Annotated in this window: 11 protein-coding genes; 5 read left to right on the top strand and 6 right to left on the bottom strand. The window is 72.2% G+C overall.

The window, feature by feature from the left end; translation table 11 throughout:
• Window positions 1–23: 23 nt before the first annotated feature.
• Together AB0B68_RS27860 and AB0B68_RS27855 are read right to left on the bottom strand one after the other, a co-directional pair.
• Complete coding sequence (locus AB0B68_RS27860; protein ID WP_357201479.1) at window positions 24–908, bottom strand: hypothetical protein; 885 nt, start codon at window positions 906–908, stop codon at window positions 24–26.
• A 24-nt stretch (window positions 909–932) separates the two neighbouring features.
• The gene (locus AB0B68_RS27855) at window positions 933–1,454 is read right to left on the bottom strand and encodes a VOC family protein (RefSeq protein WP_357201482.1); all 522 of its coding nucleotides are present in this window, start codon (window positions 1,452–1,454) and stop codon (window positions 933–935) included.
• Between the two features lie 49 nt (window positions 1,455–1,503).
• Between AB0B68_RS27855 and AB0B68_RS27850 the strand changes: the two genes are divergently transcribed.
• On the top strand, window positions 1,504–1,965 hold the full coding sequence (locus AB0B68_RS27850) for a MarR family transcriptional regulator (protein WP_357201485.1): 462 nt from the start codon (window positions 1,504–1,506) through the stop codon (window positions 1,963–1,965).
• 57 nt (window positions 1,966–2,022) lie between these two features.
• Window positions 2,023–3,651, top strand: a complete 1,629-nt coding sequence (locus tag AB0B68_RS27845; RefSeq protein ID WP_357201488.1) for a tetratricopeptide repeat protein — start codon at window positions 2,023–2,025, stop codon at window positions 3,649–3,651.
• Between the two features lie 289 nt (window positions 3,652–3,940).
• Here the strand turns inward: AB0B68_RS27845 and AB0B68_RS27840 are convergent, their stop codons facing one another.
• Together AB0B68_RS27840 and AB0B68_RS27835 are read right to left on the bottom strand one after the other, a co-directional pair.
• Window positions 3,941–5,365: an ATP-binding protein gene (locus AB0B68_RS27840; protein ID WP_357201534.1), complete on the bottom strand. Its 1,425-nt coding sequence runs from the start codon at window positions 5,363–5,365 to the stop codon at window positions 3,941–3,943.
• A gap of 74 nt (window positions 5,366–5,439) precedes the next feature.
• Entirely contained in the window at window positions 5,440–6,096 is a 657-nt protein-coding gene (locus tag AB0B68_RS27835) for a response regulator transcription factor (protein WP_355007020.1), read from the bottom strand.
• A 95-nt stretch (window positions 6,097–6,191) separates the two neighbouring features.
• Between AB0B68_RS27835 and AB0B68_RS27830 the strand changes: the two genes are divergently transcribed.
• Complete coding sequence (locus tag AB0B68_RS27830) at window positions 6,192–7,319, top strand: hypothetical protein (RefSeq protein WP_357263791.1); 1,128 nt, start codon at window positions 6,192–6,194, stop codon at window positions 7,317–7,319.
• 67 nt (window positions 7,320–7,386) lie between these two features.
• Here AB0B68_RS27830 and AB0B68_RS27825 read toward each other — a convergent pair whose 3' ends face one another.
• A complete protein-coding gene (locus AB0B68_RS27825; protein ID WP_357201494.1) occupies window positions 7,387–8,013 on the bottom strand; it encodes an SGNH/GDSL hydrolase family protein in 627 nt (208 codons plus the stop codon).
• Window positions 8,014–8,159: 146 nt separating this feature from the next.
• On the opposite strand from AB0B68_RS27825, the gene AB0B68_RS27820 reads away from it, so the two are divergent.
• A complete protein-coding gene (locus tag AB0B68_RS27820) occupies window positions 8,160–10,460 on the top strand; it encodes an ATP-binding domain-containing protein (RefSeq protein ID WP_357263788.1) in 2,301 nt (766 codons plus the stop codon).
• Window positions 10,461–10,550: 90 nt separating this feature from the next.
• On the opposite strand, the gene AB0B68_RS27815 is transcribed toward AB0B68_RS27820, so the two are convergent.
• A complete protein-coding gene (locus tag AB0B68_RS27815) occupies window positions 10,551–10,970 on the bottom strand; it encodes a hypothetical protein (RefSeq protein WP_357263785.1) in 420 nt (139 codons plus the stop codon).
• Window positions 10,971–11,161: 191 nt separating this feature from the next.
• Between AB0B68_RS27815 and AB0B68_RS27810 the strand changes: the two genes are divergently transcribed.
• Entirely contained in the window at window positions 11,162–13,204 is a 2,043-nt protein-coding gene (locus tag AB0B68_RS27810) for a glycerophosphodiester phosphodiesterase family protein (RefSeq protein WP_357263782.1), read from the top strand.
• Window positions 13,205–13,340 lie beyond the last annotated feature (136 nt).

The following is a 13,340-nucleotide window of genomic DNA, read 5'->3' as shown; positions in this document are numbered from 1 at the left end:
GGGGGAGCAGGGGCGGGGCGGGGTTAGGGGGTTGCTCTGAGGGTTTCGTCGCCGGCGAGGCGGCCCGTTTCGCGGTCGCGGCTCAGCACGCCGGCGTCGAGCAGGGTGGTGAGGGCGCGGTTGGCGTCGGCGGCACGGTAGACGGTCGCGGTGAGGGTGTGCCGGCGTAGCTCGGTGACCTGCCGTGGCCCGCCCGCCCGCAGCTCGGCCAGCAACTCGTGGGCCAGCGGTTCGAGGTCGGGGTCGTTAACCACGTCGACAGTCGTGCCGGTCGGGTCGAGTGGGTCGCGGAAGCGTACGTCGAACTGCGCGCCGACCGCCCAGAGCGCGTCGCGCACCGCCTCCAGACTCCGGTCGGAGCGGCTGCCGAACGCGACAACACCGGCAGCCTCCCCGTCGGGCAGCACCGGCGCCACCTCGGCGACCAGGGGAAAGCCGGCGGAGGCGAGCACGTCTCGGGCGCTGTCGCCGGTGTGCAGCAGCAGCTCACCGGTCCGGCCGTTGGCTGCGGCGGTGAGCACCTTCGGCGTCACCGCGCCGGGCAGGTCCACGAAGGAGAACAGCGGCGCGCCGGCCGCCCCGGCGGCCTTCACCGCGACCGGCAGCCGGTAGGCGTCGCCGGGCAGCAGGTGCACGGTGACCTCGGCGGGCAGCTCCGCCTCGATCGGGCCGAGCCGGGTCGGCAGCTCCGGCGCGCCGTCGGCCAGCACCAGCACCGTCACCTGCCGGCCGCGCACCTGGTCGCCGTGTCCGCCGACCAACCGGAGCGCGGCCTCGGCGGCTGCCGCGTCGACCCCGGCGAGCGCGACGGTGGCCCGCCGGGAGCGGTGCAGGGCCGCGGGCAGCCAGGTCGTCAACTGGCGGACCAGCAGCTCGCGGAGGAAATCAGTGGTCCGGTCGGTCGGCATCGGTCCGTTCTACCCTACGAGCGGTCAGACCGGGACGGAGATCCCCACCCCGCCCCGGGTCTGCCCGCCGTAACGCTGCCGCTCGGCGTTCAGGTCGAGCCGACCGATCTGCTTGCGGGCGGCCAGAGCGGTGTCGTCGAGCAGGTCGGCCGGGATCAGCCAGACCACCTCGAACTCCAGGCCGTCCGGGTCCTTGCCGTAGAGGCTCTTCGTCGTGCCGTGGTCCGAGGTGCCGGCCAGTGCGCCGGCCGCGGCGAGCCGCTCGGCGGTGGCGGCCAGCTCGTCGAGCGTGTCCACCTCCCAGGCGAGGTGGTAGAGGCCGACGGTGGACCGACCGGCGGTGGACCGACCGGCGCCGGCGCCGATCTCGAAGAGCCCGAGGTCGTGGTCGTTGGTGGAGTCGGGGGCCTGGAGGAAGGTGGCGCCCCGGAAGCCGTCCGGGGTCATCGCCACCGGGCGGAAGCCCAGCACGTCGCTGTAGAACGCGACGCTGCGGGCGAGGTCACTGACGTAGAGGACCGCGTGGTTGAGCCGGTGGATACCCATGACCCGAGAGTAGCGCGATTTAGTTGAGCCTTCAACTATCGGGGGTATGATGGCGGTCATGACCCGCTGGTTGGACCCCGACGAGCAGCGCACCTGGCGCGCGTACCTCACCGCCTCCCGGGTGCTGATGGACACTCTCGACCGCGAGCTGCAACGCGACGCGGGCATGCCGCACGCGTACTACGAGATCCTGGTCCAGCTCTCCGAGGCCCCCGGTCGTCAACTGCGCATGAGCCAGTTGGCGCAGGCCGCGGGGTCGTCCCGCAGTCGGCTCTCGCACGCCGTGGCCCGGCTGGAGGCCGCCGGCTGGGTGCGCCGCGAGGACTGCCCCACCGACCGGCGCGGGCAGATCGCGCTGCTCACCGACGAGGGTTTCGCCACCCTCGCGGCCGCCGCACCAGGCCATGTCGAGGGGGTACGCCGACACCTGTTCGACGCGTTGAGCCCCGCCCAGGTCGATCAGCTACGCCGGATCAGCGAGACCCTGGCCGAGCATATGACCGGATCCTGACCAATCGACACCGGCGCGGGTCTTGTACTTACCGTCGTCGGATGAGCACGATGGGGCGTGTCTTCCGGCTTCGGTGAACTGACTGATCAGGCGCACCACCTCGTGTCCTCCGGCGATCTTGCCGGCGCACAGCAACTGCTGTCCGACGCGCTCACCGACGCCGACCCCCGCCCGGCCAACGCCACGCCCGAGCTGGCCGAGGCGGCCAGCCTTCAGGCGCGGGTGCTGATCGCCCTCGGCGAGCCGCACTCGGCCCGGGGGTGGGCCGCCTTCGCGTACGCGGCCACCACCCGCCTGCACGGCCGCGCCGACCCGCGCACGGTGGCTGCGGCGGCGACTCTGGCCGCTGTGCTGCACCGGGTCGGCAGCCACTCCCGGGCGGCGCGGCTCTACCAGGAAGTCATCATCGAGCTGACCGCACAGGACGGCCCGGAGTCACTGCGGGTGCTCGCCGCGCACGCCGACCTGGCCACCGTCGAATACGCGCGGGGCCAGTGCACTGTGGCCCGCGACCGCCTCCAGGACGCCTGGGAGTTGCACCGCGAGGTGTACGGCGACGGCCACCCCAGCGGCATCAAGATGCTGGCGCGGCTCGGAGCCATGCAGCGCGACTGCGGGCAGTTCGCCGAGGCACACGACAACCTGGCGCTCGCCCGCGAGCTGTGCCGGCAGCACCTGCCCGCCGACGACCCGCTGGCCACCCAGGTGGCGGCCCTGGCCCGGGCGGCGGCCAATCCCGACCACGCCTGCGCCGACAACCCGCCAACAGCTCGGGACACTCCGGTCGTGCCGGCCGCCCGCGTCCCACCGCCCGACGACGGGCCAGCCGAATCCGGCTACCACTCGCAGGCAGCCGCGGCCCACCACGCCGGAGCGGTGCCGAACCCCCGGCTGCCCTCCGACGAGGCGGTCGGATCGATGGGCAGCAGGTGGTCGCCCGAACCGGCGGACGACCCCTCGCCCCACCCCACCGACCCGTCGGTGCCCCCGTCGGTGGTCGGGTTGGCCGGCGGCACGGAGGAGCAGCCCGGGGTGTACCGGCTGCACCGCACCGCCGACCCGTACGGGTCGCACGCCCTGAACCCGCCGTCCGACCAGAACCCGCCGTCCGACCCGTACGCCCGGCCCGACCCGTACGCGCAGGTCGAGCCGTACACGCCGTCGCGGCTGTTGCCGGTGCCCGTGCACCGCGCGCCGCCGGAGCAGCGCAACCGGCTGGTACCGGTGCTGGTGGCCGGTGTGGTCGTGGTGCTCCTCGGTGCGGCAGCGGTGATCGCCGGGGTGGCCCGGGTCGACGGCGACGACGAACCGACCCCGCCGCCGGCCAGCGCCTCCCCCACGGCCGGCGCCCCGGCAAGCACCGCGCCCGCCCCGGGCGGCACGGCACCCACGTCGGCTGCCGCCGCGGCCCCGCCCGGCACTCCACCCAGCGCGGTGACCCTGCGCGACACCCGGGACAGCATCGCGCTGAACTGGACCTACCCGGCTGGCGGCGAGGGTCCGGTGGTCATCGCGGGCGGTCGCACCGGCCAGGCCCACAACATCTTCGCGACGCTGCCCGCCGGCACCACCAGCTTCGTCATCTACGCGCTCAACCGCACGAACGACTTCTGCTTCACCGTCGCGGTCGCCTGGTCCACCGACACCGTGGCCCGTTCCAAGCAGGTCTGCACCCGCCGCCGCTGACCCGCCAGCCTCTGCCCCGCCAGCTACGCCCCGCAGACCTCACTCAGTGTGGGCTACCCGTTGGCGGGCCCGCCGTGACACGCCGTCACACCCGACGCCCCGCCCACAACTCCGGCCCAGGCTTTGCTCTGCTTACCTATACGCACCACTTGGGATGAGCAGCTGAAACGTCGCGACTGCCGCTACAACACGCGTCGGCGATGATCACGTTGCGTAGCTGTCGCATCCGCGGGTGCAGAGCAAAGGGGCATCGGTGGGCGGTTGGGGGAAGGACGCAGTCACGGACCGTCTACCTTTGGCCGTCCTCGGCTGGCAACGCTGGCAGCAGCAGGCACACCCGCAGGCCTCGCTGCTCCGGCGCGTCGGTCAGGGTGATGCTGCCGCCCGCGCGTCGGACCAGCTCCCGGACAATGGCCAGCCCCAGGCCAGCGCCCCCGTCGTCGCGGGCCCGTCCGTCATCCAGCCGGGTGAACCGGTCGAAGACCCGCTCCCGGTCCGCCACCGCGATCCCCGGGCCGTCGTCGGTCACCGTCACCAGGTGGTACGCCCCGACGCCCGGCCCGAGCCCCGCCCCCGCCGTCGACATCGCCCCGGCCGTCGACATCGCGCCGGCCATCGACATCGCCTCGCCCAGCGACGTCGCCTCGGCCGCGAGCACGACGCTGCCGTGCGCGTGCCGTACCGCGTTGTCGACCAGGTTGGCCAGCACGCGACGCAACTCCTCGACCGTGCCGATCGTCCAGAGCGGGCCCGTCGGCGGCTTCACCCGCACCGGCGGCGACGGGTAGCGGGCGGCAACCTCGGTCAGCAACGCGCCCAGCTCCACCGGGCCGGTCCCCCGGGTCGGCGGAGTCTCGTCCAGGCGGGCCAGCAGCAGGAGATCGTCGACCAGGCGGCTCAACCGCTCGGTGTCGGCGAGCAGATTGGCCGTCACCGCCGTCCAGTCCGTCCGGTCGGCGAGGTGCTGGGCCACCTCCAGCTCCGTCCGGATGTTGGTCAACGGGCTGCGCAGCTCGTGCGCGGCGTCGGAGACGAAGGCCCGCTGCCGGACGCGGGCGGACTCCAGCCGGCCCAGCATGCCGTTGAGGGTGACCGCCAGACGGTGGATTTCGTCGGCCGACGCCGGCACCGGCAGCCGGCCGGCGCCGGCCCTCCCGGTGATCTCCTCGGCACCTCGACGTAACGCCTCGACCGGCCGCAGGGTCGCCCCCACCACCCGCCACGCCACCCCGGCCAGCACGGCCACCAGCAGCGGGAACGCCACCAGCAGGATGGTCCGGACCACGTGGGTGCTGTGCCGCACGTCGGCCATCGAGCGGGCGACCAGCACAGTGAGCGGGTCGGCCGCGGTGCCGGCGGGTACGGCGACCACCCGGACCGGGCCGACGAGCCCGACCCGCTCGGCCGGCACCTCAAGCCGCTGCCGACCGTCGCGGTTCAGCCGCTCCGGGCGGACCATCGGCACCAGACGGTCGGCGTCGATCGAGGCCGCCCGGATCCGTCCCTGCCCGTCGACGACCTGCACGCGGACCTGTCCGCCGGCCACCGGCAGCGGGTCGGGCAGCGCGTCCTCGGCGGCGAGCAGGGCGACCGCGTCGGCGGTGCGGAACGCCTCGGTGTCGACAGTGCGCTGGAGCACGAAGCCGAGCGCGCCGAGCAACACCACCCCGCCCACGGCCAGCCCGATGGTGAGACCGACCACACCGATCGCCATGAGTCGCCCGCGCAGTCCGAGGACCGGCATCCAGCCGGGCCTGACCCGACGGGTGGTGGCCGGGCCTTCGGCGGTCACGTCGCCAGCCGGTAGCCGGCACCCCGGACCGTCTCCAGCCGGTCCCGGCCGAGCTTGCGGCGCAGGTAGCCGACGTACACCTCGACGGCGTTCGGCGCGGTCTCCAGGCTGGCGTCCCAGACGTGGTCCAACAACTCGACCTTGGAGACGACCTGGCCCGGCCGGCGCATCAGGTAATCCAGCAACGCGAACTCCCGCGCGGTCAGCGCCACCTCGGTGTCCGCCCGGGTCACCCGTCGGCGGGCCGGATCCAACCGCAGGTCACCGACGGCGAGGACGGTCGGGCGCTCCGGCGCGCCCCGACGCAGCAGGGCCCGGAGCCGGGCCAGCAGCACCACGTACGAGAAGGGTTTGGTCAGGTAGTCGTCGGCGCCGCAGTCGAGGCCGTCGGCCTGGTCGTACTCGCCGTCCTTGGCGGAGAGCATCAGCACCGGAAGCCAGTGCTGTTCCGCGCGCAGCCGCCGGACCAGCTCGTACCCGGAAAGGCCGGGCAGCATCACGTCGAGGATCATGGCGTCGTACCCGCCGTGCCGGGCCGCGTCCAGGCCCGCCGGGCCGGTCGTCGCCACGTCCACCGCGAACCCCTCCGCCTGGAGACCCCGTTGCAGGGCAGCCGCCAACCGGGCCTCGTCCTCCACCACCAGCACCCGCACAGCTCAAGGGTGCCACCCGGGTCAATCGGAGCGGTTCGGTGTCCTCAGCGCGTTCACAGCACGGACGAGGCAAGATGGCCGCAGGAGGTGCCACCATGTCCGTCCTGAGAAGCCGTCCCGTCCTTCGCTGGCTGGTTCCGGCCACCGCGGCCGTCGCCGTCATCGGCGGTGGCGCGGCGATCGGCACGTTCGCCGCCGAGGCCGAGCCGAGCCTGCCGCCCCGAACCGCCGCTCAGCTCCTGGTCGACCTGCAGACATCCCGGCTGGAGGGGTTGTCCGGGACCGTCGTGCAACGCGCCGACCTCGGCCTGCCGTCCCTCGTCGGGCTGGTTCCCGGCAACGAGCTGACCACCCTGCTGACCGGCACCCACACCCTGCGCGTCTGGTATTCCGGGCCGGACAAGCAGCGGGTCGCGCTGATGGACACGCTGGGCGAGCAGGACATCATCCGCAACGGCCAGGACCTGTGGACGTGGCAGAGCCGCAGCAACACCGCCACCCACCGCACGCTGGGCGGCGACGCCGGAGCCTGGAAGCCCGCGCCGGAACCGGCAGCGAGCCTGCCGTCCACCCCGCAGCAGGCCGCCGACCTGGCGTTGAACGCGATCGACCCGAGCACCGAGGTCAGCGTGGGCCGGTCGGCGACCGTCGCCGGACAGGACGCGTACGAGTTGGTGCTCCAGCCGCGCGACCAGGCCTCCCTGGTGCACCAGCTGCGGATCGCCATCGACGCCAAGCAGCACGTGCCGCTGCGCTTCGAGGTGCTCGCGAAGGGCAGCGACCGGCCGGCGTTCGAGGTGGCCTTCACCCAGGTCGACTACCGCCGCCCGGACGCCGACCAGTTCCGCTTCAACCCGCCGCCCGGCGTGACTGTCGACGAGGAGAAGGCCGAGCGCCCGACGGGCAAGCCCGGTCACGTCGAGCCGGCGGGTGACCCGCAGGTCCGCGCTGTGGGCGACGGCTGGACGACAGTGCTGGTCGGCCGCCTCGACGGGGCCGATGCCGACCGGAAGCCCGCCCCGAAGCAGGCAACTCCCCCGGCCGGAGCCGGGCCGGACCTGGACATGTCGAAGCTGCTCGGCGGGTTGCCGGCGGTCAGTGGTGACTGGGGCAGCGGTCGGCTCCTCACCAGCAAGCTGTTCAGCGTGCTGCTCACCGACGATGGCCGGGTGCTCGCCGGAGCGGTGACTCCGGAGCGGCTCTACGAGGCCGCGCGCGGCTGATCTCCGCGGTGTTCGCGCCGGGTCGACCTCACGGTCGGCCCGGCGCTTCGCTGTGGGTCAGCCCGGGTCAGGAGACGCCGAGGGCGCTGAGATACGCGTCGGCGAGGACCGCGTGGCCGGGCAGGTACGGGTGGACCCGGTCGTCGGCCCAACGCGTCGCCGGACTCACCGCCAGCACCCGGTCGAACGCCGCCTGGTTGGGCACGTGCACCGCGTCGAACTCGGTCGCCAGCCCCGCCATGACCGCCGCGTACCGGTCGGTGTCAGCGCGCTGCGGGACGCTCCGGTCGGGCTCGATGAAGAACGGGTCACCGAGGATCAGTCGGCAGCCGGTCGCGTCGACCGCCCGACGCAGCAGGTCGCGCAGCGTGCGCTCGTACTCCTCGATGCCGACTGCCTCATCCGGCCGGTCACCGTAGTGCCGCCAGATGTCGTTGATGCCGATCAGCACCGCGAGCCAGTCGGGGCGCTCGGCGATGGCGTCGTCGTCCCAGCGGGCGGCCAGGTCCCGCACCGTGTCGCCGCCCACACCCCGGTTGACCCATTCCAGCTCCAACTCCGGGTGCCGCGCGTCGACCAGGGCCCGCACGAGACTCACATATCCGCTGCCGTAGGGCGCGGCGACGTCACGTCGACCACAATCGGTGATGCTGTCCCCGATGAAGACCACCCGTTGGCCGGTCCGCAGGATCATCTGCCGTCACCTCGCGATCACCGGCGCGCCGGACCGCCCGGCTTGGTGAGAACCGGCGGAACGCGCTATCTTCAACAGTTCGAAGGCACAAAAAAGAACGGCTAAAAGCCGTTCCTGCAAAGGATTCTAATCTTTAGGGAGACGGCTTGTCAAGGCACTCCGGCGGTTCCGGCGAATTGCCGCTCGACGACGAGATCGGTCGCGAGCAGGAGTACGTCTCGATGCTCTACAACCGGCTGGACCAACTGCGTCAGCAGGCCGCCCACCGGCTCACCGCCGAGCTGCACAACACCGGCGGCACCCTCCAGGACCGCTCGCAGCGCGACAGCTCGGTAGCGATGTACGCCGATCAGGTCGAACAGTTCTCCGCCGTGGAGAACGGGCTCTGCTTCGGCCGTCTCGACGGCGACGACGACTCCCGCCGCTACATCGGCCGGATCGGCATCTTCGACACCAGTGGTGACTACGATCCGCTGCTGATGGACTGGCGGGCACCCGCCGCCCGGCCGTTCTACCTCGCCACCGCCGCGAACCCGCAGGGCGTACGCCGTCGCCGGCACCTGCGTACCCGGCAGCGCAAGGTGACCGGGCTCAACGACGAGGTGCTCGACATCGACACCGCCTCCCCCGGCGCCCACGAGGAGCTGACCGGTGAGGCGTCGCTGCTCGCCGCGCTCAACGCGGGCCGTACCGGCCGGATGCGCGACATCGTCGAGACCATCCAGGCCGAGCAGGACGAGGTCATCCGCGCGGAACTTCCGGGCGTGATGGTGGTCCAGGGCGGCCCCGGCACCGGCAAGACCGCTGTCGCGCTGCACCGGGCGGCGTACCTGCTCTACACGCACCGGCGGGAACTCTCCAGCCGTGGCGTGCTGCTGGTCGGCCCGAACGCGACCTTCCTGCGCTACATCTCCCAGGTGCTGCCGACGCTGGCCGAGACCGGCGTGCTGCTGCGTACCCAGGGTGATCTCTTTCCCGGGGTGAGCGCCCAACGGACCGAGCCGGCCGAGACCGCGGCGCTCAAGGGCCGGGCGGTGCTGGCCGAGGTGTTGGCGCTGGCCGTACGGGATCGGCAGTGGGTGCCGGACGAGCCGCTGGAAATCGAGGTCGAGCGGGAGACGCTGACCCTCGACCCGGAGATCGTGCGCGCGGCCCGGGATCGGGTCCGCCGCGTCGACCGACCGCACAACCTGGCCCGCGCGCTGTTCGACGTGGAGATCGTGCACGCGCTCGCCGACCAGGTGGCCGAGCGGATCGGCGCCGACCCGCTCGGCGGGGACAACCTCCTCGACGAGGCGGACCGCGCCGAGATCCGGCGCGAGCTGCGCGAGGAGACGGAGATCCAGGCCGCCCTGGACCGGCTGTGGCCGGTGCTCACCCCGCAGCAACTGCTCGCCGACCTGTACGCCGACCCGGACCGGATCGCCGCCGCCGCGCCGATGCTCAGCGAGGACGAGCGGGCGCTGCTGCGCCGCGAGCGCGGTGGCTGGACGCCGGCCGACGTCCCGCTGCTGGACGAGGCCGCCGAACTGCTCGGCGAGGACGAACGCGCCGCCGCCGCCCGGCGGGACCGCATCCGGATGATGGAACGGGAGTACGCGGAGGGCGTGCTCGAGATCGCCAAGGGTTCCCGCTCGATCGACGTCGAGGACGAGGCCGAGGGCGGTGAGATCCTCGGCGTGACCGACCTGATCGACGCGGATCGACTGTTGGAGCGGCAGGAGGAGGCCGACCGGCTGACCACCGCGCAGCGCGCCGCCGCCGACCGCACCTGGGCGTTCGGCCACGTGATCATCGACGAAGCTCAAGAACTCAGCCCAATGGCCTGGCGGCTGTTGATGCGCCGCTGCCCGAGCCGGTCGATGACGATCGTCGGCGATGTGGCACAGACCGGCGCGCTGAGCGGCACGCCATCGTGGGCGGACGCCCTCGCCCCGTACGTCGAGCAGCGGTGGCGGCTCACCGAGCTGACGGTCAGCTACCGCACTCCGGCCGAGATCATGGCGGTCGCCGCCGACGTACTGGCCGAGATCGACCCGGCACTGCGTCCGCCGCGCTCGGTGCGGAAGAGCGGCGTACCGCCGTGGGACCGGGCGGTCCCCGACGGTCGGTTGGCGGCGGAGTTGGTCGCCGAGGCCACCCGGGAGGCGGCCGGGCTCAGCGAGGGGCGGCTCGGGGTGCTCGTGCCGGCCGGCCTGGTGGGTGAGTTGGGTGCGGCGGTGACCGCCGCCCTGCCGGAGGCTGCCGTCGGCGAGCATCCGGAGCTGGAGAGCCGCGTGGTGGTGTTGACAGTCGCCCAGGCCAAGGGGTTGGAGTTCGACTCGGTGCTGGTGGTCGACCCGGACCGGATGGTGGCCGAGTCCCCCCGCGGACGCAGCGACCTCTACGTGGCCCTGACCCGCGCCACCCAACGCCTAGGAGTCCTCCGCCCAACCCCAACCCGCTGAGTCGATCATGAGGTTGACGTGGACTGTGATCTTCCACAGCCACGTCAACCTCATGATCACGCCGCCAAGGGGGGCGGTGGGTCGGTGGGGTTAGTCGGTTGATTTGTCTCTGATGGACTTTGCTGGGGCGGTCGCCGACGTTGACTGGTCGCTGGTGCCGCCGCCCATCGGGGTGCTCAGGCCGCCGGTCGTGGCATCGCCGGTGGTGGTCGGTGCGACAGTGCCCGGGTGTCGCTCCGGTTGCCGGGCCACCCGCCGTACGCTCGCCGGCCCGGCAGTGCCACCGGTGGTGGTCACCGCGCCCTGCCCACCGACGGGGCCACCGTCGCGCAGCACCTGTGGGTCGATCCGTTCCTTCGCCGGGTCGAACGGGTCATCGCGCTGGATCTGACTCTCCACATCGGTGCGGGGCACCGTCACCTCGTCGAGGGCGCCCTTGCCGTACACACCGCCGGCGATCCGATCCTCGGCCTCGCGGGCGGCGTCCTGCCGCATGTCGTCCTCACGCACGTCCATCACCTCGCAGAAGCTGTGGAACTGACTGCGTGCCCGACCATCGGCCGACCAAACCCGGCGTGACCGGGAGGTCGTCCACGGCGGTTCACCGTCACGCCGTCCGCTGGCCGCCTGCCCGCAGCCCGAGATGTCCATGCTGTCCCGCGACCGGTGGGAGATGCCCGCCGGCAGGAGGGGATGACAGCGTGCGCACAGTACGCCGTACCGCCGTCGCTGCGCTGGTGGCCGCGACAGTGACGACCGGGCTCGCGGTGCCCGCTCAGGCGAAGCCACGACCGGACCGGACATTCGACGTGCAGGCCCACCGGGGCGGCCTCGGGCTGCGGGTGGAGAACACCCTCGCCTCCTTCGGCAACGCCCTCCAGCTCGGGGTGAGCACCCTCGAACTGGACGTGCAGATCACCGAGGACGGTCAGGCCGTGGTCACCCACGACCGGAAGGTCACCGGCACCAAGTGCGTCGACACCGCTCCGGTGACGCCCGGCGACCCGGAGTTCCCGTACGTCGGGAAGTACATCAACACGCTCAGCCTGGCCCAGGTGCGTTCGCTCGACTGCGGGTCGAAGACGCTGTCGGACAAGCCCGGTCAGGTCGCCGTCCCCGGTGCCCGGATGCCGCTGCTGCGTGAGGTCTTCGCGCTGGTCAACCGCTACCGGGCCAAGGACGTGACGCTCAACGTCGAGACCAAGGTCGAGGCCGGCGCGCCGACCGAGACCGCCCCCCGCGAACAGTTCGTCCGGGTCACCGCGGGCGAGATCCGCGCCGCCGGGCTGCTCAAGCAGGTCACCATTCAGAGCTTCGACTGGGGCGCGCTGATGCGCATGCGTCAGGTCGAGCCGAAGCTGCCGCTGGTCGCGCTGACCAACTACGACTTCCTCCAGACCGGTCAGCCGGGCGCGTCGCCGTGGCTGGGCGGGCTGGACATCGACGACTTCGGCGGCGATCCGATCGAGGCGATCCGCAGCTTCGGCGCCAGCGCCTTCTCGCCGGTGCACGGCATGCCGCAGAACGGCACTGTCACCGACCCGGGCTACCAGCCGTACGTCACGAAGGAGATGGTCGCCCAGGCGCACCGCTACGGGATCAAGGTGATCCCGTGGACGGTCGACGACGTGCCGACCATGACCAAGCTGATTGACGACGGTGTGGACGGTCTCATCACCGACTACCCGGACCGGTTGCGGGGCGTGCTGGCCCAGCGCGGTTACCGGCTGCCGAAGGCGTACGCCGCGCCGTTCGACATCCAGGCGCACCGGGGCGGTCGGGCCACCCGGCCGGAGAACACCCTGCCGGCGTTCGCGAACGCGCTGTCCAACCGGGCCATCTCCACGCTGGAGCTGGACACCAACGTGACGGCCGACGGAAAGCTCGTGGTGCTGCACGACCGCACCGTCAACGGGTCGCACTGCGTCGACACCAAGCCGGTGCGCCGCGGTGACCCGAAGTTCCCGTACGTGGGCAAGCCGGTGCACGAGTTGACAGTGGCACAGCTCAAGACCGTGGACTGCGGCACGAAGACGCTGCCCGAACTGCCCGCCCAGGTGCCGGCTCCCGGTGCCCGGATCCCGACCCTCGACGAGGTTTTCGCCCTGGTGAAGGCGAGTGGCCGCACCGACATCGGCATGAACATCGAGACGAAGATCAGCCCGGTGGTGAACGACACCGAGCCGTACCGCAGCTTCACCCGCAAGCTCGTCGACGCGATCCAGCGGGCCGGCTTCACCAGCCGGGCCACCATCCAGTCGTTCGACTGGCGCACCATCACGTACGCCCGTCAGCTCGACGGGCGGATCGGCACCGTCGGCCTGGTCTGGCAGTACGGCCCGGCCGAGTGCGCGACCCTCGCCGACGAGTGCTCGCTGGAGGCGGTCTACGGCAACCCGTCGGTGAAGAGCCCCTGGACCGGTGGGCTGGACTGGTGGAAGTACCAGGACCTCGGCAAGCTGACCCGGGCCGCGGGCGCTGGCACGGTCTCCGCCAACTGGCAGGTGCACGACCCGAAGCAGGGCACTGTCGCCTCGGCCGACTGGTACCTGCGGGAGAACCCGGCATACTTCCACGGACCGGACGTCCGGACCCTTCAGACGCGCGACAAGCTGAAGGTGATCCCGTACACCGTCGATGACGCGACCGTGATGCAGCGGGTCATCGACCTGGGCGTCGACGGCATCATCACCGACGACCCGGGCCTTCTGGTGAGCGTGGCGATGCGCAACGGCCTGCGCTGACCTGCCGACCACGCGATCGCCGGCCGGATTTTTCCGGCCGGCGATCGGTGTTACCTGCTCCGGGGCCTCGGGTAGTCGGGGGTTGTCCCCGCCACGAAAGCGAACCGTGCCGTGGCCGAAACGCGGTAGCGGGGCG

The sequence above is a fragment of the Micromonospora sp. NPDC049049 genome (assembly GCF_040649115.1).
Taxonomy (GTDB): domain Bacteria; phylum Actinomycetota; class Actinomycetes; order Mycobacteriales; family Micromonosporaceae; genus Micromonospora.
The sequence above is the reverse complement of the archived record's forward strand: the minus strand, read 5'-3'. Positions and strand labels throughout refer to the sequence as shown.

Coding starts and splice junctions, on each gene's coding strand:
- AB0B68_RS27860 (WP_357201479.1), bottom strand. CDS start 908: ATGCCGACCGACCGGACCACTGATTTCCTCCGCGAGCTGCTGGTCCGC.
- AB0B68_RS27855 (WP_357201482.1), bottom strand. CDS start 1,454: ATGGGTATCCACCGGCTCAACCACGCGGTCCTCTACGTCAGTGACCTC.
- AB0B68_RS27850 (WP_357201485.1), top strand. CDS start 1,504: ATGGCGGTCATGACCCGCTGGTTGGACCCCGACGAGCAGCGCACCTGG.
- AB0B68_RS27840 (WP_357201534.1), bottom strand. CDS start 5,365: ATGGCGATCGGTGTGGTCGGTCTCACCATCGGGCTGGCCGTGGGCGGG.
- AB0B68_RS27830 (WP_357263791.1), top strand. CDS start 6,192: ATGTCCGTCCTGAGAAGCCGTCCCGTCCTTCGCTGGCTGGTTCCGGCC.
- AB0B68_RS27825 (WP_357201494.1), bottom strand. CDS start 8,013: ATGATCCTGCGGACCGGCCAACGGGTGGTCTTCATCGGGGACAGCATC.